General features: G+C 44.2%; 22 protein-coding genes. 6 read left to right on the top strand and 16 right to left on the bottom strand.

The window, feature by feature from the left end; translation table 11 throughout:
* Positions 1-2: 2 nt before the first annotated feature.
* Positions 3-2,183: a heterodisulfide reductase-related iron-sulfur binding cluster gene (locus tag ACFSVM_RS08055; protein ID WP_379261310.1), complete on the bottom strand. Its 2,181-nt coding sequence runs from the start codon at positions 2,181-2,183 to the stop codon at positions 3-5.
* Between the two features lie 409 nt (positions 2,184-2,592).
* Between ACFSVM_RS08055 and ACFSVM_RS08050 the strand changes: the two genes are divergently transcribed.
* The 3 genes from ACFSVM_RS08050 (at position 2,593) to ACFSVM_RS08040 (ending at position 5,169) form a co-directional block, all read left to right on the top strand.
* Complete coding sequence (locus ACFSVM_RS08050) at positions 2,593-3,177, top strand: TetR/AcrR family transcriptional regulator (protein ID WP_047913975.1); 585 nt, start codon at positions 2,593-2,595, stop codon at positions 3,175-3,177.
* A 40-nt stretch (positions 3,178-3,217) separates the two neighbouring features.
* Positions 3,218-3,985: an electron transfer flavoprotein subunit beta/FixA family protein gene (locus ACFSVM_RS08045; RefSeq protein ID WP_379261308.1), complete on the top strand. Its 768-nt coding sequence runs from the start codon at positions 3,218-3,220 to the stop codon at positions 3,983-3,985.
* 209 nt (positions 3,986-4,194) lie between these two features.
* Positions 4,195-5,169, top strand: a complete 975-nt coding sequence (locus ACFSVM_RS08040; RefSeq protein WP_379261306.1) for an electron transfer flavoprotein subunit alpha/FixB family protein — start codon at positions 4,195-4,197, stop codon at positions 5,167-5,169.
* A gap of 626 nt (positions 5,170-5,795) precedes the next feature.
* Here the strand turns inward: ACFSVM_RS08040 and ACFSVM_RS08035 are convergent.
* The 3 genes from ACFSVM_RS08035 to ACFSVM_RS08025 form a co-directional block, all read right to left on the bottom strand.
* Entirely contained in the window at positions 5,796-6,386 is a 591-nt protein-coding gene (locus ACFSVM_RS08035; protein WP_076310893.1) for a hypothetical protein, read from the bottom strand.
* Between the two features lie 877 nt (positions 6,387-7,263).
* Positions 7,264-7,356, bottom strand: coding sequence for a competence inhibitor ComI (gene comI / locus ACFSVM_RS08030; protein ID WP_274359867.1), 93 nt, complete (start codon positions 7,354-7,356; stop codon positions 7,264-7,266).
* A 358-nt stretch (positions 7,357-7,714) separates the two neighbouring features.
* Positions 7,715-8,341, bottom strand: coding sequence for an SGNH/GDSL hydrolase family protein (locus tag ACFSVM_RS08025; RefSeq protein ID WP_379261303.1), 627 nt, complete (start codon positions 8,339-8,341; stop codon positions 7,715-7,717).
* Positions 8,342-8,527: 186 nt separating this feature from the next.
* Here ACFSVM_RS08025 and ACFSVM_RS08020 point away from each other — a divergent pair, with 186 nt between their 5' ends.
* A complete protein-coding gene (locus ACFSVM_RS08020) occupies positions 8,528-9,070 on the top strand; it encodes an isochorismatase family protein (protein WP_379261301.1) in 543 nt (180 codons plus the stop codon).
* 154 nt (positions 9,071-9,224) lie between these two features.
* On the opposite strand, the gene ACFSVM_RS08015 is transcribed toward ACFSVM_RS08020, so the two are convergent.
* From ACFSVM_RS08015 to ACFSVM_RS07990, 6 genes are all read right to left on the bottom strand, one after another.
* Entirely contained in the window at positions 9,225-10,004 is a 780-nt protein-coding gene (locus ACFSVM_RS08015; protein WP_379261299.1) for an exodeoxyribonuclease III, read from the bottom strand.
* A 241-nt stretch (positions 10,005-10,245) separates the two neighbouring features.
* The gene (locus ACFSVM_RS08010) at positions 10,246-10,965 is read right to left on the bottom strand and encodes a YebC/PmpR family DNA-binding transcriptional regulator (protein ID WP_047913983.1); all 720 of its coding nucleotides are present in this window, start codon (positions 10,963-10,965) and stop codon (positions 10,246-10,248) included.
* Between the two features lie 175 nt (positions 10,966-11,140).
* Positions 11,141-12,511, bottom strand: a complete 1,371-nt coding sequence (locus ACFSVM_RS08005) for a DUF4179 domain-containing protein (RefSeq protein ID WP_379261297.1) — start codon at positions 12,509-12,511, stop codon at positions 11,141-11,143.
* The gene (locus tag ACFSVM_RS08000; RefSeq protein ID WP_379261295.1) at positions 12,465-13,040 is read right to left on the bottom strand and encodes a sigma-70 family RNA polymerase sigma factor; all 576 of its coding nucleotides are present in this window, start codon (positions 13,038-13,040) and stop codon (positions 12,465-12,467) included. Before ACFSVM_RS08000 ends, ACFSVM_RS08005 begins: the two co-directional genes overlap by 47 nt.
* A gap of 188 nt (positions 13,041-13,228) precedes the next feature.
* Complete coding sequence (locus tag ACFSVM_RS07995) at positions 13,229-14,539, bottom strand: DUF4179 domain-containing protein (RefSeq protein WP_379261293.1); 1,311 nt, start codon at positions 14,537-14,539, stop codon at positions 13,229-13,231.
* Positions 14,540-14,632: 93 nt separating this feature from the next.
* Positions 14,633-15,241: a GNAT family N-acetyltransferase gene (locus ACFSVM_RS07990; RefSeq protein WP_379261291.1), complete on the bottom strand. Its 609-nt coding sequence runs from the start codon at positions 15,239-15,241 to the stop codon at positions 14,633-14,635.
* Positions 15,242-15,356: 115 nt separating this feature from the next.
* Between ACFSVM_RS07990 and ACFSVM_RS07985 the strand changes: the two genes are divergently transcribed.
* Positions 15,357-16,109 carry a DUF4184 family protein gene (locus ACFSVM_RS07985; RefSeq protein WP_379261289.1) on the top strand — a complete coding sequence of 251 codons (753 nt, stop codon included), beginning with the start codon at positions 15,357-15,359 and terminating at the stop codon, positions 16,107-16,109.
* Positions 16,110-16,136: 27 nt separating this feature from the next.
* Here ACFSVM_RS07985 and ACFSVM_RS07980 read toward each other — a convergent pair whose 3' ends face one another.
* The 5 genes from ACFSVM_RS07980 to ACFSVM_RS07960 are packed head-to-tail and all read right to left on the bottom strand — an operon-like array spanning position 16,137 to position 21,613.
* Positions 16,137-17,111, bottom strand: coding sequence for a Gfo/Idh/MocA family protein (locus tag ACFSVM_RS07980; protein ID WP_379261287.1), 975 nt, complete (start codon positions 17,109-17,111; stop codon positions 16,137-16,139).
* Complete coding sequence (locus tag ACFSVM_RS07975) at positions 17,104-18,120, bottom strand: Gfo/Idh/MocA family protein (protein WP_379261285.1); 1,017 nt, start codon at positions 18,118-18,120, stop codon at positions 17,104-17,106. The genes ACFSVM_RS07980 and ACFSVM_RS07975 overlap by 8 nt, the downstream gene beginning before the upstream one ends.
* Positions 18,110-19,732 (bottom strand): extracellular solute-binding protein, encoded by a 1,623-nt coding sequence (locus tag ACFSVM_RS07970; RefSeq protein ID WP_379261283.1) that lies wholly within the window; start codon positions 19,730-19,732, stop codon positions 18,110-18,112. The genes ACFSVM_RS07975 and ACFSVM_RS07970 overlap by 11 nt, the downstream gene beginning before the upstream one ends.
* A 52-nt stretch (positions 19,733-19,784) precedes the next feature.
* On the bottom strand, positions 19,785-20,666 hold the full coding sequence (locus ACFSVM_RS07965; protein WP_379261281.1) for a carbohydrate ABC transporter permease: 882 nt from the start codon (positions 20,664-20,666) through the stop codon (positions 19,785-19,787).
* A gap of 17 nt (positions 20,667-20,683) precedes the next feature.
* On the bottom strand, positions 20,684-21,613 hold the full coding sequence (locus ACFSVM_RS07960) for an ABC transporter permease (RefSeq protein ID WP_379261279.1): 930 nt from the start codon (positions 21,611-21,613) through the stop codon (positions 20,684-20,686).
* A gap of 343 nt (positions 21,614-21,956) precedes the next feature.
* Here ACFSVM_RS07960 and ACFSVM_RS07955 point away from each other — a divergent pair, with 343 nt between their 5' ends.
* Positions 21,957-24,263 carry a helix-turn-helix domain-containing protein gene (locus ACFSVM_RS07955; protein ID WP_379261277.1) on the top strand — a complete coding sequence of 769 codons (2,307 nt, stop codon included), beginning with the start codon at positions 21,957-21,959 and terminating at the stop codon, positions 24,261-24,263.
* Positions 24,264-24,376: 113 nt separating this feature from the next.
* Here the strand turns inward: ACFSVM_RS07955 and ACFSVM_RS07950 are convergent, their stop codons facing one another.
* Positions 24,377-25,342: a hydroxyacid dehydrogenase gene (locus ACFSVM_RS07950; protein ID WP_379261276.1), complete on the bottom strand. Its 966-nt coding sequence runs from the start codon at positions 25,340-25,342 to the stop codon at positions 24,377-24,379.
* Between the last annotated feature and the right edge of the window lie 3 nt (positions 25,343-25,345).

Below are 25,345 nucleotides of genomic sequence, written 5' to 3'. Positions count from 1 at the left end.
GTTCACTTCGCAACGACCTCCTGTTCATTCATTTCAGAAACACCGAACACGGAAGCTTCCAGTATTTCTGCAATATCCTTTGTTTGCACTTTGTCTTCTATTTCTATAAGCTTCGTCCCATCCTCCAGCATCGTCAGGCAGTAAGGACAAGCAGAGCTGATCATCGTCGGTGATACAGATAATGCCTGTTCTGTCCGGGCGAGATTTACACGCTTGCCGGTATCCTCCTCCATCCACATCTGTCCGCCGCCGGCACCGCAGCACATCCCGTTCTCTCGACTGCGTTCCATTTCAACGAGCTCGACGCCTGGAATAGCGCGCAGCACATCTCGCGGTTGATCGTACACATCGTTATATCTTCCGAGATAGCAGGAATCGTGATAGGTGATTTTTTCTGATAACGTGTGCTTGGGAATCAGCTTGCCGGTCTTCACCAGCTCATCCAAGAGCTCGGTATGATGAAGCACTTCGGCTGTAAGGCCAAAATCGGGATATTCATTCTTGAACACGTTAAATGTATGGGGACAGGCTGTAACGATTTTTTGAACATCATATTTATTAAAAATTTCGATGTTCTCCACACACAGCTGCTGGAACAAAAATTCATTCCCCATTCGTCTCGGTGTATCACCCGAATTCTTCTCTTCATTGCCCAATATCGCAAAGTTGACACCTGCCTCATTCAGCAAATGAACGAGCGAACGTGTAACCTTTCGGCTCCGGTTATCATAGGACCCCATCGAGCCTACAAACAGCAGAATGTCAAAGTCCGGGTTCTCCTTCACCGTCGGAATGCTCAAATTCAAGGTGCCGTCCGGGTCAATTTCCTTCACCCACTTGCTGCGTTCTGCCCGGCTGATACCCCATGGATTACCTTGACGCTCAATATTCTGCATCGCTCGTTGTCCCTCATGAGGTACGCTTCCCTCCATCAGCACGAGATGACGTCTGAGATCTACAATTTTGTCCACATGCTCATTTGCAACAGGGCACTGATCCTCACAGTTACGGCACGTAGTACAAGCCCATATTTCTTCTTCTGTCATGACTCCACCGATGAGCTGCACATCCTTGGCGGTAACACCTTCAACTTGATGCCAGGCTCTTTTTTGCACACTCATGGTTGGACGAATGTCAGTTACTCCTTCCCCCGTCCATTCGCTAAGTGATAGATCGGCAGTTCTCATTTCGTGGACTCCAGCGTAACCAAACACACTGGCAGGCATCCAGGCCGACTTCGACGTCAACGCCTCGCCCTTCTCGGTTAAGTGGTCTCTTAACTTGATAATCATGTGCATGGGGGACAAGAGCTTGCCGGTATTGGTCGCCGGACATACATTCGTACATCGTCCGCACTCTACGCAGGCATAGAAATCGAGCATTTGCTTCTGGGTAAAATCTTCGATATGACCGACCCCATAGGACTCTGCCTCTTCATCTTCTAAATCGAGCTTACTTAGCTTGCCAGGTGGATCTGTTCGTCGCAGCAGGATGTTAATGGGTGCAGTAATAAGATGAAAGTGCTTGGATTGGGGTACGTATAGTAGAAAGGAGAGCAGGATCAGCAGATGAATCCACCAGAAAAAGTAATACATTGCGGCCACCGCTATATCGGGCATCCAGGTAAATAACGATGCAATTCCAGATGAGATGGGTGCATAGGCTGAAGATGGCAAATCCTCTCTGAGACGTTCAAATGCCATTGTGAAGAGAACGGATATCATTAGAGATGTGATATAAAAGACAACAAGGCTTGGTTTCCAGCCTCTTTTTAACCGATGCAGCTTCTCCCCATATCTTCGATAGGCAGCATATGAGATGGCGAGGAGAATAAGCACGACCGTAATCTCCTGGGTCAATATAAATCCTTCGTAACCCGGTATAGGCAGACTGTGCCCTGTGAGCCCCTTCCAGATAATGTCCAGTGCACCAAACTGCAGAATAATAAATCCGTAAAAAACGGTAAAATGCATGATTCCGCTTCTCGGATCCTTGAACAGCTTGCTCTGACCGAAGACCTGCACCATAAATGCTGCAATCCTGTCTTGAATGTCCTTGCGAAGATCCGCAGGTCTGCCTAATTTGATATATAAGTAACGGTGGTATACAACTCTGGCGAATAGATAAACCGCCCAGCCGGTAATGAGGGTAAAGAGCAGTGCATTCATCATTTGTAGAATCATCCTCATCAAGCCCCTTGTATTGATAAAATTTAATTTCAGCTTGCATGGCGGATAGCTGTTAGTTTGAGCTTTAGTAACTTACTATCTTTTGATGTGCAGCTTCACTCCTTTCGGGCACAACCCCCCTAGCCATTGACAATGGTAAGTACGATTCATTTGTTAAGCGCTTACATTGTGTCTGCAAAAACAGACCTCCACATCGTTTGTACTCTTTGACAATATCATTGTCATACTCGCTGCAAACTTCGATATGAACGCCTAATGAACCATCTCAACCTTGTAGAACGATTTTCCAATGAGACAGGGATTGAATCGTTGACAATGACTGGAACGTATTTTATAGTGGATACAAGAAATGAATGAGTATTCATTCAGAAATTTAACTGTATTCTAACACCGGGGTGAACATATGACAAGTAAAAAAACAGAAAAATATCAACTCATACTTCAAGGCGCCCTCAAAGTGTTTGCCGAGAATGGCTACCATCGGTCCCAGGTTTCCAAGATTGCCAAAGCTGCCGGCGTAGCCGATGGGACGATCTACCTCTACTTTAAGAGAAAGGAGGACATCCTGATTCATCTGTTCCAAGAGAAGCTGGGTGAGCTGGTGCAGAAATTCCATGACAGTGTCGCTGGCAGCTCTGATCCAGTTCAGGCCCTCCGCACGGTCTGCCGCATTCATTTTACAGAGCTTGAGAATAATCCTGAGCTTGCGTACGTCACGCAGATCGAGCTAAGACAAAGTGATATTGAGCTTCGCAAGGAGATTGGCAAATCACTCAAGCCATATATTGAGCTGATTGAGAATATTCTAGAGCAGGGCATTGAACTGGGACATTTTAGAGAAGACCTGAATCTCAAACTGGTTCGAAACCTCATCTTTGGCTCCATGGATGAAGCAGTTACCTCCTGGCTGATCTCAGGGCAGAAATATTCGCTTCAAGAACAGGTTGACGACACCCTTAGCTTCTTTCTTCACGGTGTTTCCAAATAATTAAATTCATAACTCATGTTTTGAAGGGAGACGATCGAATATGAAGATAGTTGTATTGTTAAAGCAAACTTTTGATACAGAGGAGAAGATCACTCTGCAGAATGGAGTCGTGTCTGAGGATGGTGTGAAATTTGTCATTAATCCATACGACGAATATGCGGTAGAAGAAGCTGTCAAGCTTCGAGATGAACACGGCGGCAGTGTAACTCTTCTCTCCGTCGGTCCAGACCGTGCTGCAGAAGCCCTGCGTACAGCGCTCGCGATGGGTGCAGATGAAGCGGTTCTGATCTCGGATGAGCGAATTCCTGACGACGAATATGTGATCTCCAAAGTGCTCTATTCCTACTTAAACCAAGAGAATCCGGATCTCATTCTTGGCGGTAACTTCTCCGTCGATCGTGGATCAGGTCAAGTCGCCATTCGTCTGGCTGAGCTCCTCGGCATTCCTCACACCTCATCCATTACCAAGCTAACGATTCAAGGAACAACAGCCGAAGTCCATCGGGATGCTGAAGGTGATCTTGAAGTGCTTAGTGTCACACTGCCTGCGCTGTTTACCGCTCAGCAAGGGCTAAACGAACCTAGATATCCTTCCCTGCCCGGCATTATGAAAGCGAAGAAGAAGCCATTCAAGACGCTGTTACTTGAAGATCTAAATCTCACGGAAGCGGATGTTCAGCCTGCTACGAAGCAAGTCGAGCTGTCGCTCCCTCCTGAACGAGGTGCGGGTAAGATCCTTAAGGGCGATGCCGAGCATGTTGCGCGTGAGCTTGTCGGCCTACTGCGTACTGAATCCAAAGTCATTTGAACGATACATTGCGTGCTGAATCATACTGATTCGTTAATTTATTGTGCAACAGTGGACTTTGCCATGCCAAATCCATCATTTTGTATGCGGTTTCAATTATGTGCATCTCATCTACCCCAAGTGTATGGCAAACGGAATGTCCGACATGCGTTATTTTTCCATTGGCTGTTCATGCATTCAAATTCAAATGTCCTTAGGAGGTTCTTGTGATGAGTAAAACATTGCTTGTATATGCCGAGAATCGAGATGGAAGGCTTCGTCAGGTAGCACTCGAAACGTTAGGTGCTGCACAACAAATCGCAGGTGCTCAGGATCGGATCCAGGTTGTAGTGGCAGGTTCAGATATAACGTCCGCCGTAAGTGAACTCGTTCGCTATGGCGTCGATTTGATATATACCATCGAGCATTCAGCACTTGAACACTATAATCCCGAAGCTTATTTAGCTGCATTAAAATCTGTCTTACAGCAGGCAGCACCAGACCTTGTCCTCTTCGGACATACCGCTCTGGGTAAAGATCTAGCACCATTAGTTGCAGCTCACCTTCAGGCAGGACAGATCTCGGACATTACTTCTATTGATCTAGAAGGAGGTCATCCCGTATTCACAAGACCGCTGTATGCAGGCAAAGCCTTTGAAAAACGTGTATTTGAGGCTGGACCCGCGGTCATTACCATTCGGCCGAACAATATTGCTGCTGCTTCTGCGGCTGAAGGCAGTGCTTCCCCCATTGAAGATGTTGCTTACCCCTCTCCATCACTACGCACAATCGTTAAAGAGGTCGTTCAGAAGACGACAGGCAAGATTGATCTCAGCGAAGCCAAGATTGTCATCTCTGGTGGCCGGGGAGTCAAGAGCGCAGACGGCTTCAAGCCTCTTGAAGAGCTAGCAGATCTGCTCGGCGGAGCTGTAGGTGCTTCACGCGGTGCGTGTGATGCAGGCTATTGTGATTATTCTCTGCAGATTGGTCAAACAGGGAAAGTAGTGACACCCGAAATCTATATTGCTTGCGGCATCAGCGGTGCCATTCAGCATTTGGCGGGAATGAGCCAATCGCGTGTCATTATTGCGATCAATAAGGATCCTGAAGCTCCCATCTTTAAGGTTGCCGATTACGGCATCGTCGGCGATCTGTTCGACGTTGTGCCTCTACTTACTGCCGAATTTAGGAAGGTACTGGTATAGGCGTTCCATTATTGGACGCCGAGTCTCCGGTTGCTTGCATTTGTTTGATGGAATCTCTGTAGATTTACTTTGCAGCTGTGGGAGAAGAATTCTTGGGAGTCGGGCTGGCGTTACATTTTTTGGCTCCCTCTCTCCGGTTGCTTCGCAAAAGTCGTTGCAATCTTTTTAGCCCCTTCCTTTGGTTGCTCGCAAAAGTCGATGGGCTCTCATAATTCCACTTTGCAGCTGTGGGAGAAGAATTCTTGGGAGTCGGGCCGACGTTACATTTTTTGGCTCCCTCTCTCCGGTTGCTTCGCAAAAGTCGTTCGAGATCCAAAAAATTTCACTTGCAGCTGAGGGAAGAATTCTTGGGGGTGCGCTGACGTCGCAAACTCTTAAGCTACATCCTCTTCGGTTGCTCGCAACTATTGCTGCTTCTCTAAACAACGTACTTGCTTTCATAAATCACCGGTGTTAGGACATACCATTTCCAGATGGTAACGTTCGATTAACTGCAGGATTGGACAGCCATTCATATCGCCGTTCCCAATCTTCTTCAATAACAGGCCTTAATGTTACTCGTTGTTCGCGTAGCATATTTCCTTTCTTGTATGCACTCGCCTTCATGAGCTATTCAATTAACGCTCTTATCTTCCTAATATTAATATCTCTCCCTTATCATTTACTCCTCTAAATATAAATCCACTAGCATCTTTTGTATTTAGTTCATTGTATGATGCTGCAAAACCATCTTCTAAAATTAATTCGATAAATACTGTTGAATTCTCTTTTATTTCATCCATATCATACGAAATTACGTTATCAATATTATCATTACTTATGATTACTCTTTTAATTTCAGGATTATCTGATTCCACTCCGAAAATAGTATCGTACATATTTCTTGAGTTTAGTCTCGCCGACCATGTCCCCATCAGTTCCCCTTCTGTTCCGATCAACGGTTGCATGGACTGTAACACAGCTACATTTGATACTTGATATAAGAACCCCAATTTAATTTCAACTTGCTTCACATAATTGAAATTCTCGGTTTCCCATATAACCGCTTTATTATTTTCGAATTTTTTGTTATATACTACATCACCGTCTGTGAAAGGGTATGATATTCTTAAAGCTTGTTTCTCGTTTAGTGAATAGCCATACCTATAAAGAATGAAAAATACAATCGCTAAGATTACAACAAAGAAAATTGATCTTCTCTTTATTTTCTTGTTCATAGAGTCTCCATTCATCCTAATACAAATATAGTTTGCATTGATTTCCGATAATGTTCTTGCATTAACGAACGCAAAAGGCTTAAGTGAGGGTAACGATTGAGTCGGCATACTTAGCCTTGCAGGGCTGTCCGTGAATCAATTCCTCTGCCAAAAACATCACCAGTGACCGAGGTGTGCATGTGAATCCGCGTTAATACTTTGTTATACAAATCTATTTCGTTATTGACATAGCTTATAAAAACTATTTCATTAAGTCTTTCATCAATAAATATACCGACAGAATTAACAATATTATTGTAATACTTATGCTAATCACAACTGCAATACTAGTACTAATATTTGAAAACAATGCAAATTGTCCAACTACAAGAATTAAGCATGCTAATGGAAATATCTTTTGAATTAGTATGTCTTTTCTTTTCTTAGATTTGTCACTTCTTTTAATTAATAAGTTTATTACCATCGATAAAATTAGGGGATAGGGTATAATTATTATCAATAAATATAGATAATTACCCTCATTGACGTCGTTATTCCCTGTAAAAATAAACAAATCAGCATATAATGACAGTACATAAATTAGAGTTAGCATTAAACAGCTAGATGATAGAAGCTTTAAAATCACGTTTTTATTCAGCACTATTTTCGCCCTTCCTTAAAGAGTTTCATTTAACCTTATTCGAGTTTGTTTACTAACCTGTCCTTTCTCATTTCGATTATTTATTTTAACTTTGATTCATCTTTTCTCATGTGTTATCATATTCTTAAATAAAGACCAAGTGCGTCTACACTTGGTCAGTACAATTGGCTTGGATGGTCCCTTCTAAGTCTCAGGTAATAAAAACCCACCTTCGGCGGTCAACCTTTGGGTGGGTTTTTACTTTCTCTTGTTGTTATTAATGTACGTTAAAAGTGCAATAATGAATGTTCCGAATAATAACATCAGTGTCATCGCATCTTTTACCTCCATGGTCTCACCCCCTTTCGAAGGGAAACCATGCCCACCCAAGATTCAATTGTATCTATATTTTACCTGTGTTTACATCTCCGTACAAGTGTTCTCATCTAATTTTTGTGTTCTTCCTTTATTCTTTTTTTGCCCATAATTTCTATCATATAACTCTTTTATCTCTGAACTTCGTAAAACTAGGAGAACTTATTAAAATCCTGTCTGTACTTGTTTATTCATCACTTCGTTCATACGCAGGAAGCAACGCAAAAAAGCTGGCTTATAAAGACCAGCTTAAACAGTTCATCTATTAATTCGCAGTAATATCACTCCTGTGGCTTTCTAAACCTTGTCCGGTTACCCACCCCGTTCGGTGAACTTAAACTTTTACTGCATCCAGCCATGCTCTTGCAATGAGGGCATGACCCGCATCAGTTGGATGCACGCCATCTCCTGCCCAATAGGCTGGCTCCGCCTTGGTACTCGCTTGAGCAAACAGGCCATCCAGCGGCACATAATATGTTCCGAATTCACGAGCCAGCTCTCGAATGGCATGAATTTTTGGATCAAGATCTACTCTCCATCCCTTGCGATCTTCCGGAACAGGCAGTACGAACGGTTCTATTATCACGATATTGGCATTCGTATGCTCTTTGGTCCGCACTAGCAGCTCACGATATGTACGATAAAATTCATCTGCAGAAGTCTCTGCCTTGGAATCGTACCAGCGCCACGTATCATTGATTCCAATATATATGGACACCCAGGTTGGGTTATGCGCCAGGCAATCCTGCTCCCACCTTTGCTCAAGATCTGTAACTCGGTTTCCATTGATGCCGCGATTCATAAACTGAATTTGCTTCTCAGGATAACGAAAATTAAGTTCCGCTGCAACCATCATGGCATAACCTCTGCCAAGGTCACCCACATTATCGTAATTTCTGCCACAATCCGTAATACTGTCTCCGATAAATAGCACTGTAGCTTGATCTTCAATCCGTGTCATATGTATATTGGCTCCTTTAGAAATGATATAAAGCTCTGAACTAATGATAGCGCTAACAGAATGGTCTTGCAACGCCAGATACGACGAATATGTCAGAATATATTTTCATAGTTTCCCTTTATCAAAAGGATTTCGATCATACCTATAGAATTACCAATTGGTATACAATTCCAGGAGGTGATTCTGATGAAAGCACTGTTAGTGGTTGATGTACAGAACGCCATTGTCGAGCTAAAAGATTTCACAAAAGAACTCACATTAATAGAACAAGTGATTCAAGATTTTAGAAAAGATGGACATCCGGTCATTTTTATTAGACATATTGATGATCAGGAAGAAAGTCCATTGTACCGAGATTCAGAGGGCTCACATATACATGATTCAATTCTTAAATATGCTGAAACTGTAGTTGAGAAACAGACACCGAGTGCATTTTATAACACGAATCTTGCAGAGACTCTGGAGAAGTTAGGCGTTAATCATCTCTTCATCGTCGGCTTTGAGACGGAGTTCTGCTGTATGTTCTCAGCGATATCGGCTTATGACCGCGGGTATAAAGTGACTTTAATTAAGGATGCTTCAGGTACGGGTAATACACCGGATACGTATGAGATGAAGGATCTGGACATCCAAGGTTTTGTCGGAAAAGTGCTCGATTGGTCAGGGGCAATTGAGGTGCTCGATCACGACAGCTATGTTCAGAATTATGCCGTACACAATACCATCTAAGTCTACAAATCTAAAATCTATTAATATACAAATCTATTTCAATATAAAAGGATGAGCCAAAGCAACCAGAGTGGATAGGCCGCAATTAATTTAACCTATGACTCTATGTAAATTGCCTTGCTCATCCCTAGTAATTATTTATAACCGTTAGCAGTTAAGCATTTTGAAGAGATTCGTCAAGCTCCATTTCCAAAAATACAGGGCAATGATCACTTCCCATGATATGACAGTCTGCTCCTGAATCCTTCAAGTACGGTGCAAGCCGGGTCGAAGCAAGGAAGTAATCAATTCGCCAGCCGATATTCCGCTCTCTGACCTTCGCCATATAAGACCACCAGGTGAACACATCTGTCCGATCGGGATAAAAATAGCGGAACGAATCCACAAAGCCCGAATCCAACAGCATGCTCATTTTCTCGCGTTCCTCTAATGTAAAGCCTGAATTACCACGGTTTGATTTGGCATTCTTAAGGTCAATCTCCTGGTGAGCTACGTTCATATCTCCACATACGATCACAGGCTTATGCTGGTCCAGCTCATTAAGATAGGCTCGAAAACGTTCCTCCCATTCCAGACGAAGAGGTAATCGCGATAAATCCCTTCTCGCATTAGGTGTGTATACATTAACTAGATAAAATTGTTCAAATTCCAGCGTGATCATTCGCCCCTCTGGATCAGGATCCTCCTCACTCATACCATATTGAACCGAAATCGGCTTGATTCTCGTAAACACCGCGGTTCCCGAGTAACCTTTTTTCTCTGCATAACTCCAATAATCCTGGTAGGAGTCGCCTAACTCCATTTGAATTTGTCCCTCTTGCAGCTTGGTCTCCTGCAGGCAAAAAATGTCCGCATCCATCTGCTTAAAATAATCCATAAACCCTTTATTTACACAGGCTCTCAGCCCGTTTACATTCCAAGATACCAGCTTCACTGTAGATGAACACTCCCCTTTTCGTAGTTATCAAACCTCTTACGAAAGTCTAAATAGACAACCCTTTAATTATAACATAGAAAATTCCTTACTCTCTTGCTGCTGTTCAGGTTTCAGCACAGCTTCACGCAATGTACATTTTTATAGATATTCTATTCATCAAAAAAGCCTCCCATTTATCCCGAGATAAATGAGAGGCTGACAGTTTAAACTTCAACTTTCATCAGAAAGTTGTAAGTTCCTATTCTTCAAATTCCACGTTATGGTACACTTGCTGCACGTCCTCAAGATCCTCAAGTACATCAATGAGCTTCTCGAATTGTGTAAGTGCATCGCCTTCCAAGGATACAAAGGTTTGTGGCAGCATCGTAAGCTCAGCTACAGTAAACTCCGTTACTCCTGCATTTTTAAATGCATCTTGTACGGCATGGAATTGATCCGGCTCCGCATACACGATAACCGCCTCATCTTCTTCCACAATATCCCGAACATCCAGATCAGCTTCCATTAATAGCTCCAGTACTTCATCCGCAGATTTGCCTTCAACCCCGATAACCGCCGTAGAGTCGAACATGTAGCTTACCGATCCGCTGACTCCCAAATTGCCGCCATTCTTCGTAAAGGTTGAACGTACTTCAGATGCTGTACGGTTTACGTTGTTCGTAAGTGCATCCACAATGACCATCGATCCATTAGGACCAAAGCCTTCGTAACGAAGCTCGTCAAAGTTCTCTTCCGAACCGCCTTTTGCTTTTTCCAGTGCACGGTCAATGATGGCTTTGGGTACGTTGTATGTCTTAGCACGCTCTAGTACGACTTTCAGAGCGCGGTTCGATTCCGGATCAGGCTCCCCCTGACGGGCTACTACATAAATCTCACGTCCGAACTTCGCATATACGCGGCTAGTGCTTGCGTCTTTGGACGCTTTCTTTTCTTTAATATTATTCCACTTACGACCCATATCAATATTCGCTCGCTTTCATAGAGATTCTAAACAATCCTTTATATTATAGCTTTTATGGGTCGGCTTGAAAAGTTATCATCCAATTGTACAACACTATTCATTAAATTTAACTGACTACGAAAGAAACAACCGTCCAAGGTGTTACGCTATGGGGAGAAGATGAATTAGTCCGTTATTTGATCGGAATCGTGATCTTCTCTTCAACTGAACCTGGATATCTATGCATTTCAAGCCGTAGTGGCTGCTTGTAATCTCCTGCAGGCAGGAGGTATTTGTACCGCCAGGTCTGAGTAACATGTTCAGATACTAACTCTGTTCGAGAAAGCTCCAATGGATATGAGTCTCCAACAGCGTCAGTAACATGATCACTTATTTGGAGCATTGGATGGGAGCTGATATCTTTACTTTTTGACATTTCCTTCAGTAGAATTGAGATTCTCATACCCTCATCTGTCGTCTCTACTTGTTCAAGAATAATTCGGGGATCTGGAGTACTTATCGTTTCTACTGTATTCGTATTAAATTGAAAGATTTCGTTTTTATTGTTCAAATACACACCACTAACTTCCAAGTTTATTTGACTCGGTCGATCATAATAGAGACTCTCAAAAAAATAGGTTCTGCCGTCCTCATTCAAATCACCAGAAGCACTATTCGTTCTTAGTCTATTTCCCGTGTTATCCGTCAGTGTCAGCTTCATGATATCACTAATTAGTTTTGTGTTATTCGGATCTGCGGTTACTTTCATTTTGGCTTGAAGCGGTGTGATTATAAGCTCTTCGAACGTTAGATTTTGCCCGTCGATCTCGATGGTTTGATGAATGGGGACAATTTCTCTCATTTCCACGAACCGGCTCTGATCAATCTCCAGTGGAACTTCAATGATTTGTTCTTCCTCATCCTTGATGTAGAGTCCTTTAAGAATGGCCGATGCAGGCATATCTTCACCTTCGTTGAGTACAAAATCCGCTCTAGTATATAAATTAGATAGCACATCATCTCTCACAGCATTTTTATTGCGATAATCTGCATGACCAATATCTTTTCCTTCGGAATTTGATATTCCTAGCCAATGGAAACCTCTCGAGTTCATCTTTTCTACATCTGCACCCTGAAGAGAATAGAGTAACGTCAAACTGTCCTCATCAGCCAAGATTCCTCCAACCGTTAATGTTGTGTCTCCAACTTGCATTGTAATGTCCATCTCCTGATATAGATTACTCTCGATCGCCTCTGAATAGACACTGTTATACCGCACAACCTCAACGAATTTATTCATTAACGGGAGCTCACTGACAACCGCAGCAAAGACAGGTGAGATGCGAATGCTCGCCGTGAACAGTATAAGCAAGGAGGCCGCTGCCGCTGTACAGATAATGCCTATGCGTTTTTTATGCTGGCGCCTTATTCTGTGCTTACCACTTACCATGCCGAGATTGATACTCTCATCCATAGCTGACAATGGCAGATCCTTTAAATATGAATCTACCTTCGCTTTATCCTTTAATACGGCTTGTTCCCACTCTTCTGTTATGAAGTGCATGATCGATCTCCTCCTTATCCTGCGTTTCGACCCGCATCATTTTGAGTGCTTTGTTGAGCCAGGTTCGTATGGTGCCATCCGGGCGGTCCAGCAGCTCTGCAATCTCCGTAATCGTCAGATCTCGGTAATATTTCAACACAATAACCATCCGATATTTCGGCGGAAGTGCAGTGACTAAATTCTCCATATCTATTTTTTGTGCCGGATCACCGGCGACAGCAACTTTAGTAATGATATCCATCTCCTCAGTTCCCGAAGGCAGCTCACGCTTTCTTTTCTTCCGTTCATCCATACAAACCCGAATCAGAATACGAATGACCCAGGTCGTAAAATATTCAGGCTGTCTTAACGTCTTCCGTTTCGCCCATACTCTACTCACCGTTTCCTGCACAGCATCCAGCGCGTCCGCTTCATTCCGCATATATGAGTATGCAATACTGTACATCCGATGCTTGTCCACATGAAGCCGTTCTATAAATGCTTCTTCATCGCCGTCTCTTGATTTGGCGGCAAGCTCATGTAAGTCCATGCTGTTCCTCCTGTCCGATATTGCAGCTGCTTGTTAATTAGACGTCCAGGTTATTCATTCGGTTTTATGTATGTTTCTTAAAAAAGCATAAAAAATCCGCAGCATCAGCGCACGGTTACACGTATCTTATGCTGCGGAACAATTCAATTTTTTCGTCTAAAGAACCTTAATCTGATGGGTTGACGCTGTTAGAACACAGGAATGTCGATCTTCTGATTTATTTTTTTCGGATATTCGTTAATCTCGAACGTTAAGGGTTGCTTGTAATCTTCATTAGGAATGGTAACCGTATATAACAGCGTAGTCCTCTCATCTCCAATTCTAAATCCGGATTGAGGTGAACCTGTTATCTTATACTTTTTGCCTGAAGCGTCAGCAAATTGGTTATGATCATTGATTAACCTATATACTCGAGAAGGTGGTTTATTATGAGATTCTGCTGAATCAGTGAATTCAAGCTGAAGGTATACATAACCTTGATCTTGATCTTGATCTATTTCTACTATATCCAGCCGCTGATCAGGAGCCTTCACCATTTCTGAAGTAGCGGTATTAATTACAAACTCTTGATCTTTGTCAGATATAAAAGCGCCATCAACGATTATGGATAGACTATCTGGCTTATTGAAGTAGATGCTGTCCATATACGCAATGTAAGTCCCTGAGCTTATTTCCCCAGAACCATTCGTTCCATTAGAAATTTCTCCCCAACTGTTCCCTTGATCATCGGCTAACCTCAACCCACTAAAACCGTTCATATTCTTTGTGTTCTCCGTATTCGTCTCCATTCTAATCATCGTTTGCAGTGGTGTAAGGGTGATATCGTGAATTCGAACGGTTTGGTTATCTACAACAAAAGACTTATTCATATCAATATATTCTCGCATACCTGCAAACCGAGAGTGATCTATCGGGAATGTAACCTCTAATGACTCCTCGTTTATATTCATCGCCAGCTTTAGCTCTTTGGGTAATTCTTCACCATATTCCATATTTAGCTGAATACTTTGATAGGTAATCGTCTCGTTTTTGTTCGGAGAATTGTGTCCATAACCAATCGAATGAGGTTTATCTTCCTCGATTATTAACTCAATAGCATCCGTGCTATCTTGATGTTCTTTAAGATCAGGTCCACTCACCGAATACAGGATCACGGCTTTTTCCTCATCTGCAATAACTCCCCCCACAGCCAGTTCATAAGCTCCGCTTGTATCCGATACATGCAGTTCCTGCAACAGGTTATTTTGTGCAGCAAGCATGAAGTTCCGGTCATAATCAACAGCCTTTATATATTTCTGTATCTTCGGTGAATAAAGCTTCTCCATTGGGCCGGGTAATATATACCCCATTATCAAGTATCCTGCTAAGAGCACTGCTGCAGCGGAACCTAAGAAGATATAAGTACGCTTCCTTCGATTGCGATGTCTCTTTTGTTTGACTACTTCATTTAATTGCTTGTCATGTCCAGATATTTCCTCATTCCCGTGATCTGAATTCATTGCCTTCCTCCCGCTCAATTACGATTCAATGTCCTGTTCTGTAATGGGTGAACGTTTGGTTTGTATTCATTTATAAATTTTAATGATTATAGGCTATATTGTTGGCTCATCCACAGTCCTTACCATATAGAGCTTCTCATTGAAGCCAAGTCTATTGCGAAACCATCTTTGCTTTACGGCCTTATAGATGTGAAAACCATGCTTCTCATAAATGGATCGTGCCGCATGATTCGTATCAACGACTTCCAGCTTAAAGACCCGATACGGCAGATGATGTATCAGATGGAGCAGCATGGATGTCGCGATCCCTCTTCCCCGATACATAGGGTCTGTGGCAACCGCTTCTAGATAGCACTCATCTCTATAAATTGGGGCTGGTATGTGAAATTGTTTTGCCAGAAAATAATGTACAACACTCCCCTGAACATTACCTAGAATGCTTTTTAAGAACTCTTTATCAAAATATTGCGAGCGAGTAATGCTTGTGGAATATGCCATAATGCCTACGACTTGGCCTTCAATAATCGCAGCATAGAATTGATCTACAACAAAAGACTCTTTAATTATTCTTTTTAACATCATTTTATCTTTCGACATGGAGGTTAATTCGTTATAATAACTATTCACGTAGACGTCTGCCGCCTGCTGCAGCTGCTGCTCCCTAAGCTCTGTCATCCTGACAATATTTATCGATTCCATCATGTTCCCCCTCCATTTAATAGCCAACGGTTTATACTAAATCTACCGTGCCTGGGCTAGACAATACATACATCTGGAGACCGATTTTGATTCATTTATAAAGGAGATTCTACATACGATGCCATTTACTTTTGCCCATCCTGCTGCCGTTCTGCCGTTTTCACGCAAGAGCAAGTATCTTCATTTTACTGCGCTCGTATTGGGCAGCATGGCCCCGGATTATGAATATTTGCTAAGAGGACAACCTGCGGGCATGACCGGACATACTTTCGCAGGTTTCTTCTATTTTAATTTGCCGCTGGTCGCGTTGGTCTACCTGATCTACCATTTTTTCATCCACCATACTCTATTTGATCATTTGCCTGTGTTTATGCAGGATCGTTATCAGCGTACGTCTAATTTCGGAATACCCGTCCAGATCATTATTTTCTGCTATTCTGCCTTACTCGGCATGTTAACGCACGTCGTGTGGGATGCTTTTACACACCAGCATGGATTTGTTGTCGATCGGATCCCGCTGCTCAGCGTTGACCTTCATGTACTCGGTTACGAAATTCCCATCTACAAAATACTGCAGCATGGTGGGACGCTGGCCGGACTTTCGTTAATTCTGATTTACCTCCTCTATCGAGCCAGAAAATACAATAGTCTAGCTAACCGCAGTACACCGTCTGCACAAAAATGGCTGTATTGGCTATGTATTGCCCTATTGTCTATTGTATTCTTCATTATCTGGTTTATCGCTGATCCGGTGGCTATTCATAGCATTGGTGTTCATGTGGTCAGAGTCATCGATTCCGGTTTGCTTAGTCTGCTCTTCGTTTCCATCTTCTTTAAATTCAAAAAGAACAAGGTGCGCCCCCAGCGTTGAGGCGCACCTTGCTTTCATTTTATAAGATTACGTTCGTCTCTCCAGGTAATCATAGGCTGACAATGCCACCTCGGCTGCGGCATACCCGTCCTCTCCCGTAATCGCTACAGGCCTTCCATCAAGAATACGATTCACAAAATCCTGAAGCATATAATAATCCATTTTGTCTCCAAAGTAGCTGTACCGTGCTCTGCCTTGCTCTATGCTGAACACTTCATTGACTTGGGCAAAAGCATCCATTCTTATGATTCCTTCCGTTCCGATCACATCCAGCTTCACATCTCCCCAATAAGGAAACACAGGATTTCGAGACCAGCTTGTATCGATAACCCCAATCACGCCATTTTCATATTCCAGATGAACAATACCGGAATCCTCGACAGCAATATCGTGAAACAGTGTCCCTTTCTCAGCATGAACAACACGGGGCTGTACTCCCAGCATCCAATTCAGCAAATCAGCAACATGTACCGTATGATCGAGCAGTGCACCGCCGCCAGATTGTGCCGGATCGACAAACCAGCCGCCGGGCATGCCGCCTCGGTTATACCCTTTAACGGCCATGACTTCACCAATCTCACCTTGGGCTACGGTTTCCTTAACCCGAATGACCGACGGAAGGTAACGACAAGGAAAGGCCGTCATGAGCTGCACCTGCAGTTCATGACAAATATCAATCATTTGCCGCATTTCCACGCGTCCTGTTCCAAGCGGCTTCTCGCACAATATATGCTTGCCTGCCTTCGCACTGTCCGTGACTAGGGCGGCATGATGCCTATTTTCCGAACAAATAATGACCGCATCTATATCCGGCAGCTCGAGCAGCTCCAGATGATCTGGATAGAATTGAACATGGTCACGTTCAACTATCGCCTTGACCCGATCATAATAGGGATCTGAGATGACAGTTACCTCCGTATTTTCAATCAGCTGCAGCTGTCTGTAGTAGCTGAAGGCATGGGAATGGGCGAAGCTGATCATACCGATACGAAGCTTACGCATCCCGCCACCACCCATCGGTTAAACGAAATGACCGCATGGTCACGGCCTGGCCGTTACTTGCCGAATAAGCTGCCGCCTGGATGACAACCGCCGTCTTCCAAGACGCCTCCAGCGATATTACCGGTTCAGTCTTATGAGCTGCAATATTCAGCACGGATCGTATAAATCCATCGATCGCATCCTCAAATGCAGGGCTGACTAAACTGAATTCGGAACCCCCTCTTCTGATCTCCACCGAAGCGCTCATCTTCGGACTGGAGCGAACAATTCCTTGATTTCCTGCCATCTCGAATTCAGATGTTGCCGGACTCGGGTAACCTAATATACCTTCCATATTCACAATGGTGCCGCATTCATATTTCAGTGTGAGCAGCGCATACTCAGTCCCTTCTTTGCGAATATGCTGTGCGAATACGCTCTCCACTTCGCCCAGAAGATAACTCATAAATTCAATTTCATCGATAAACAGCGTCATAATGGGTTCGATACGATGAGCAGAGGAGGAAGGCAAACGACTGCCGTAAGCTTCCTCTCCAGTCATCATACGCCGAACATGAACTACGCCTGGACTGCCGATCACACCTGCTCTCACTTGCCTTGCCAGATCCGAATATTCCGGTCTGAACAAGGCCTGGTGAGAAGGAATAATCTGTACGCTGTGCTGTCTGCATATGGCAGCCAGCTGTTTCAGATCCGTAGCTGACAAGCCGAAGGGCTTCTCACAAACCACATGAGCACCCGCTTCAGCAGCGATGTACAGATCTGGCAGATGCTCCTTGATCGGAAGTGCGAGATGAAGGATATCCGGCTTCTGCTCTGCCAGCAGCTCCGGCAGGCTGCGGTATACAGTGGTTTGAATATGCTCTGCCCACTCCTTGGCCTCGTCATCGCGCTGATCACATATACCTGCCAGCTGAATCGCAGGATGTTCTGCATAGTACTTGGCATAATTTACAGAATCCGCATTGTATCCCATAACGGCTATTTTTACTTGTTGCTTAGCTTGCATTATAACGCTCATAAGCAGCCTGGTAGATCTTCATATACTCTTCAAGTCCCATTTTATTAATAGTCTCCACATACGTATCCCACTCATCAAAAGAAGCACTGCCATTTACGAACTTCGCTTCCATTTCATCAATATAATCATGGATGTCTTTACCGACAGAGGACATGAAATCTGTCTCTTCATTCGTAAAGTTGAAGTTATACCAGATGTCTTCCACGGCGTGCGGCTCGGCCTTCTCTGCAGCTTCCATCGAATTTGGCAACGTTTCTGATCCTTTAAAATACTCGCTTTTCACATAACCAGGGTAGCTTCCACCCGTCCAAGTAAAATATTGAGTTAACGCCTGGTCCATCGTTAGCCCATTCGGATTATTCCTAATATCTTCAATGTATTCAAGCTCTCCGTCTGCATTTTTGTTATACGTGGTACCCTCTTCCCCCATGAAGAAGAACGTTGCACCTTCCTTCCCGAAGAAGTGATCCATCCAGCGGATGGTTGCCTCCGGATGCTCATTCTTATCTGTAATCGCAAAGGCTCCTACGTGCACCATCGGAACCTTAACATGGGAATACAGCTTGTCGCCATGCGGACCTTCCAATGCACCCAGACCAATATAATTGTCCTTGCCCATTACGGTATCCGGATTCGGTACGATGGTCGATCCCAGCAGGTCGGCCTGCCCCTTGGCGTTCAGTGCGCTGCTCTCAATGGTGAATATTTCTTTGTCAATTAATCCTTCTGTGTACAGCTTGTTCATAAACTGCAGCAATTCCTTGTACTCTGGAAGTGTCTTCGTAAAGCGAAGCTCATTCGTGTCCGGATCCACATCGACAAACTTATGACCCAGACCTTTCGTGCCAAGACCCCATGCGCCTTTGACCTGATCAATCATAGCTGTAATTCCGGTTCCTCCATATGGAATCTCATCATTTTTGCCATTTCCGTTCAGATCGGTCTCCTTGACCGCCTTTAGATAATTATAAAGTTCATCAATAGTATCCGGCTCATCCATACCCAGCTGCTTAAGCCAGTCTTCATTAATCCATAGAGGCGTTCCAATCAGCATGGATAAGAAGTTGGGATCATAGAAGGAAGGCAGCGAGTAAATATTCCCGTCCGGCATCGTCAGTCCTTTACGAATACCTGGATTCTCGTCCATCAGCTTCTTGAAGTTGGGAGCGTACTGATCGATTAGATCATTCAGCGGGATAAATACCCCTTGCGGACCATAACGGGTCAATTCAGCAGAGCTGACTCTTGCGGAGTAGAAGACGTCGGGATAATCTCCACCGGCAAGTGCCAGATTGCGCTTCTCTGTCAATGTTTCAAAAGGAACCAGATTGAAATTCACATCGATATTGGACATTTCCTGATACTTATCCCACACGAGCACTTCATCATAATTGCTGCTGTTTCCGGCCCACTTCCCGGTGAAAAAATCAAGCGTAATCTGCTCGTTGACGATGGGCATCCCCGTCTCATTTAGATTAGACGTCACTTCTGGTGCCTGTTCTCCTTCTGCTTCTCCGCTGCCTTCACTTGAGCCGCATCCCGCCATTAAGCTTGCCGCAATAACTAGTGATAATGAAAGACTCCCCCATTTTTTCCACATACGCTACTTCACTCCTCGATTTTAGTATAGAACCTCAGTTAATGAACCTCAGCTATCCTTTAATAGCGCCGATCATGACACCTTTAATGAAATATTTTTGCAGAAACGGATACAGGATCAGCATCGGCAGATTTGTCACCATGACTGCTGCGTATTTGATGGCCTCAACCTCCATCAGGCTTTTGGAATATGTATCACTGCCTAAGTCCACCATATTTTGCATTTGATCCTGAATTAGAATTTCTCTTAAGAACAGCTGCAGTGGATACTTGTCCCTGTCGGATAGATAGATAAGTGCGTTAAAATAGCTGTTCCAATGACCGACGGCATAAAATAATACCATAACCGCCAGCACCGGCCCGGACAGAGGAAGGATAATCCGTACAAGCAGCTTCAGATTGGAGCATCCATCCAGAAATGCGGCCTCCTGCAGCTCTTTTGGAATAGAGCTTTGAAAGAAGGTTCTCATTATGAGAATGTTCCACACGGATACCGCTGTGGGCAGAATCATCACCCAGAACGAATCGAGAAGTCCGAGATCCTTAATCAACAGGTAAGTCGGGATCATGCCTCCACTGAAGAACATCGTAAATACGATCAGTACCGTGAATGCGTTTCTCCCCTTGAAATCCTGACGAGACAGCGGGTATGCTGCAGCAATCGTCATGACAACGTTCAGAGCGGTACCGATGACCGTGTACAGAATCGTATTGAGGTAACCCTTCATCAATTCGTTATTTTCAAAGATCCGTTCATAACCAACAAGAGATAGACTCTTCGGCCACAGCCATACCTTGCCCAGCATAACCTCCTCCGGACTGCTAATAGAGGCTATCAGTACAAAATATATCGGATATAAGACGATGAGAGAGACAAGTCCGAGCAGAATGTATATTGCAGTCATGACGTAACGATCTCCCCGGCTTTCTGCCATGCTTACAGGCCTCCTTTCTACCATAGACTGCTTGAACTGACTTTACGTGCAATCCGGTTAACGGTGAGCAGCATAAGGAAATTGACGACTGAGTTGAATAATCCAACGGCAGCTGAGAAGCTGTACTGTGCACCGAGTATGCCGCTGCGATAAACATTCGTAGAGATTACATCAGAGCTCTCCATATTTAAGTCGTTTTGCATCAGGAATACCTTCTCGAATCCTACTCCAAGAATGGAGCCCATGTTCAGGATGAGCAGTACGATAATCGTGGGTGCGATGCCCGGTAAATTGATATGCCATATTCGGCGGAGTCTGGATGCTCCATCCACTCTGGCTGCTTCATGAAGCTGCGGATCAATTCCGGCAAGCGCAGCAATATAGATAATGGAGCTCCAGCCCATCGTCTGCCATACACCTGACCATACATAGATGCTCTTGAACCAGCCCGGTTCTGTCATGAAGCTGATCGGCTCCCCGCCAAATAACAAAATGACTACATTAATGAGTCCAGACGCGGGTGACAAGAACATCATGATCATGCCCACCATGACAATCGTGGATAGAAAATGCGGCATGTACGTGACGGTCTGCACGAATTTTCTAAACTTGCCTGTTCTCAGCTCATGGATCATGAGCGCTAGGATAATCGGAATCGGGAAACCTACGACCAGCTCATAGATACCGATCCCCAGCGTGTTCTTAATAATTCTCCAAAAATAGAAGCTGTCAAAGAATCTCTCGAAATGCTCGAATCCGACCCAAGGACTGCCCATGATGCCTTTGTTCGCGATGAAATCCTTGAAGGCGATTTGCACTCCATACATCGGAATATAGTGAAAGATAATAAAGTAAGCGAGCACGGGCAGAAACAATAAGTAGAGCTCCCAATTTCTAGTCCATGATCGCAGAGTGCTTCTCTGCTTCCATTTCTTTCTCTCTGACACCTGCACCTCTGATCCTATTTCCTTCCCAATACTTACACCCCCTTTTGACGGTTACGAATGCTAAGCACCGTGATTCACTTGCAAGTCACATGATACAAGAGCTATGACGAGAAAGGTATTTACCGTTCTTTGGATTGTAGACATCTATTCAGAACTTTACGAAACCTAACATCTTTTCGTAAAAACACAATACAATCTTAAAAAATACACAGCTGGATTTTACATCGGATTTACAATGGAGTCCCTGCGAGTTAATACTGTCTTGCTACAATAAGCCGATTAAGAAGGATTCGGTCAAGCCTTAGCAGCACAGAAAAGATTAACGTTAGGAGATGATCGTACGATGAGGTGGATCTGGGCACGCAAGCGTTCTTTATACTTCAAAATATTTGTGAGCTTTCTCACCCTCATTCTGTTGTTTGGGTGCTTCTATGTACTTATCTATAAAATGTTCCGTAATGGTCTTGAACAGGAAATTATGCGCAGCAGTCAGACGCAGACCGAGAATACGGCGGAGAGATTTGCCCAGCATTTTGAGAGAATACAGATTCTACTCTTCGATCTGTATCACAATCCGGATCTGATCAGCTTTAATAGTGAACTGAACAGGTATGGTATAGACGGAGCGAATTTCTTGAAGGCTAAGGAGGTCATCGAGGAGATAAGAAGAGAGGCATACAATCCGTTATTTATGGTTCAGGATGTCATTGTCCATCTGGATCAGGCGGATCTTGCATTTGGCAAGAGCGGCAGCAGCAGCAATGAATATATGTTTGAACGTTTTTATCACAATGTGAATTACACCTTATCCGATTGGCAAGCAGAGCTGAATCAGAAGACTTCATTTCAAATGCTGCCTGCGTCTACCTTCGAGCTTGCGGCTAAGAATATCGAAGCTAAGAAGCTGCTGCCTTATGTGTTCCATTATCCGGACACGTCTTATCAGCTTGTTGCGATGATTGATATTGAACAAGCTGCAGATGCATTTTATGGGACCGCAGCAGAACAAGGAAATTTGATGCTGATGGACGAAGCCGGACATATCCTGTACAGCAGGAATGAAAGCGCTCAAGCTGAGCAGATCCCCCTATTCCCTGATGGCAGAAGCATGGTGAAGCATAATGGGGTATATTATTTCAAGACTACAGGCAGTGATGGATTAACCTATGTTACATCGACTCCAGACACGCAAATCACCGTTCAGCTTCAGCAGTTGTCCAAGTATTTACTGCTGGTGTTTGTCGCTTCACTCGCTGTTGCTGTTATCGCTGCTATCTTGCTTAGCAGAAAGCTCCATTCTCCTGTGAAGCAAATGCTCTCAAGTCTGTTAGATCGAGCTTCGGGCGGTGCTGGTGCAAGTGAACAGGATCTAGGGATTGACTCCAATGCTGCGGGCCAGATATGGGAATATGATCTTATCCATACTCGGATTCAGCAGCTTCAGAAAGAAAAAGAGAGCATTATCCAGCGGATGAAGGAGCAAAAAGCAGCGCTCCAAAGCTATACTTACATGAATCAGCTCAAAAATATCAACACTGACATCAATGAGTGGTCAGATTTCTTAAACAGCTCAGGTCGTTATCATATTGTTTATTATGATATTCGTTTTCGCCAAGCCGGAAGTAAGGCTCGGGATGAGACGGGCCGGGTTATCCGCCATTTGCTGGAGCATATCCATCTGATCTCTTCCGAATGTGTACAAGATACACATACATTCCAGCTGGAGAGCGATGAAATTGTCTCCGTATTAAAAGGAGCCTCTTCACAAGATTTGAGCATGCTGCTGGAACGAATCAAGCAAACATTTGATGCAGATCATGAGCATTATATCGTCACCGTTGGCGTCAGTCCGCTGGTTGCGGATGCATCGGGTTTCAACGATGCGTATCAACGATTGCGAAATCTCTCTTCACAAGCCTATATAGCAGAAGAAACTCAAATTATATTCGAGGAAAGAGAGCTCCCTGAGCTTCCTCCCCTGTCTTCGATCATGCAAAAAAATCTACATCAGGCTCTTCAATCCGGCGATGAGGAACGCGCGATGGAACTGATTCAGGAACTGCTGGTACCCTTTTATGAGCAAGGAGCCGGCGTACTGCAGTTTCAGGAGTATGCTCATCTCATTGCTATAAAAGTGATGGAGAGTACAAACGAGCTTCTGCCAGGTGAAGCTTCCCTACCAGCACTCAAGCTATGGATGGAAGGGATAGAGCACTGCCATACCCTAGCAGATTATCATCAAGGCTTCCTATCCTTTGTCTCTGCTGCATGCGCACTTACCCGCAAGCGCCAGGACTTCTCATCAGAGCCTCTTGTCGTTATGTTCTACGAAATCATTCAGCACAAGTATATGGAGGACATCTCGCTGGATTACTTGTCCGACAAGCTCAATTTGTCCAGCGCTTATCTCTCGGCTTATATTAAAGAGAAGACGGGAATGAATTTCAGCGAGCATTTGCAGGGAGTTCGGATGTCCAAGGCATGTGAACTGCTGGTGACTACAGACCTGAACGTGAATGAGATCAGCCAGCTCGTGGGATATCATAACATCACCTCCTTCAACCGATCATTCAAGAAGCTGACGAACATGACGCCTGGCGCTTACCGGAAGCAGCATGTCCTCCAGGAGCACAAACGAAGTATTGGGTAAATGCAGTTACTGGCCGTAATTTGATAACTTTACAAAAAAAACACCTTCAATTGAAATGCCTGCATCTTGACGTAATAGGCAGGTAATTCATTGAAGGTGTTTATTATTATTTTTTATTTCGAACCTGCAACTTTCGCGACTCTAAACTCTGAAGCTTCTCCTTCGAGTTCCTTTATCACCTCTGCAGCCACCATTTGAGAGGTTCGATTCAGTGCTTCCTCTGTTGCACCGGCAACATGAGGAGTCAGGATGCAGTTTGATACACTGAATAACGGATGATCTGACGGAGGAGGCTCTTGCTCCAATACATCCAGCACTGCTCCTGCGATTTCACCTGCTTCGAGTGCTTCAACCAAATCCAGTTCATGAACGACTCCGCCACGCGCTGTGTTAATGACATACGCAGTAGACTTCATTCGCTGCAGTGCTGTACGGTCAATAAGGTGACGAGTCTCTGGCAATAAAGGAACATGAAGACTAACATAGTCGGATTCTGCCAGCACCTCCTCCAACGTTTTCAGTGCGATCGCATTCTCTGTCGTTGTACCAGGCTCATACATCGGGTCATATCCGATGACATGGAGTCCAAGGGCCTGTGCTTTGCTGCCTGTCAAGCGTCCGACCTGTCCGACACCGATAAGACCTAATGTGGTGCCCTGAATTTCTCTGCCGCCGAATTTTTTTCGATCCCAACCACCTGAAATGACATCTCTTGTAGCTGCAATAAGTGGACGGTTCACGGTCAGAATTGAAGCCATTACATATTCAGCAACCGATGCTGCATTCGCGTTCTTTGCACTTACAATAGGTATACCCTTAGACGAAGCAGCCTCGACATCAATGTTATCCAAACCTACGCCAAGCCGACCAATGACCTTAACACGAGGAAGTTCATCCAGGAGCTCACGTGTAAGTTGTGTTTGATTACGGACAATAAGGACTTCAGCATGCTCAGACGCTTCGATCAGACGACGATGATCTGACCATAAAGTCGGATCATATTTGACTGAATATTCACTCTTCTGGAGCAGTTCTAAACCGGTCTCACCCATCGCTTCAACTATGACAATCTTCGTCATCTA

The organism is Paenibacillus shunpengii, assembly GCF_042684905.1.
Taxonomy (GTDB): Bacteria; Bacillota; Bacilli; order Paenibacillales; family Paenibacillaceae; genus Paenibacillus; species Paenibacillus shunpengii.
Note: the sequence above shows the minus strand (reverse complement) of the source record. Positions and strands in the feature narration are given on the sequence as shown.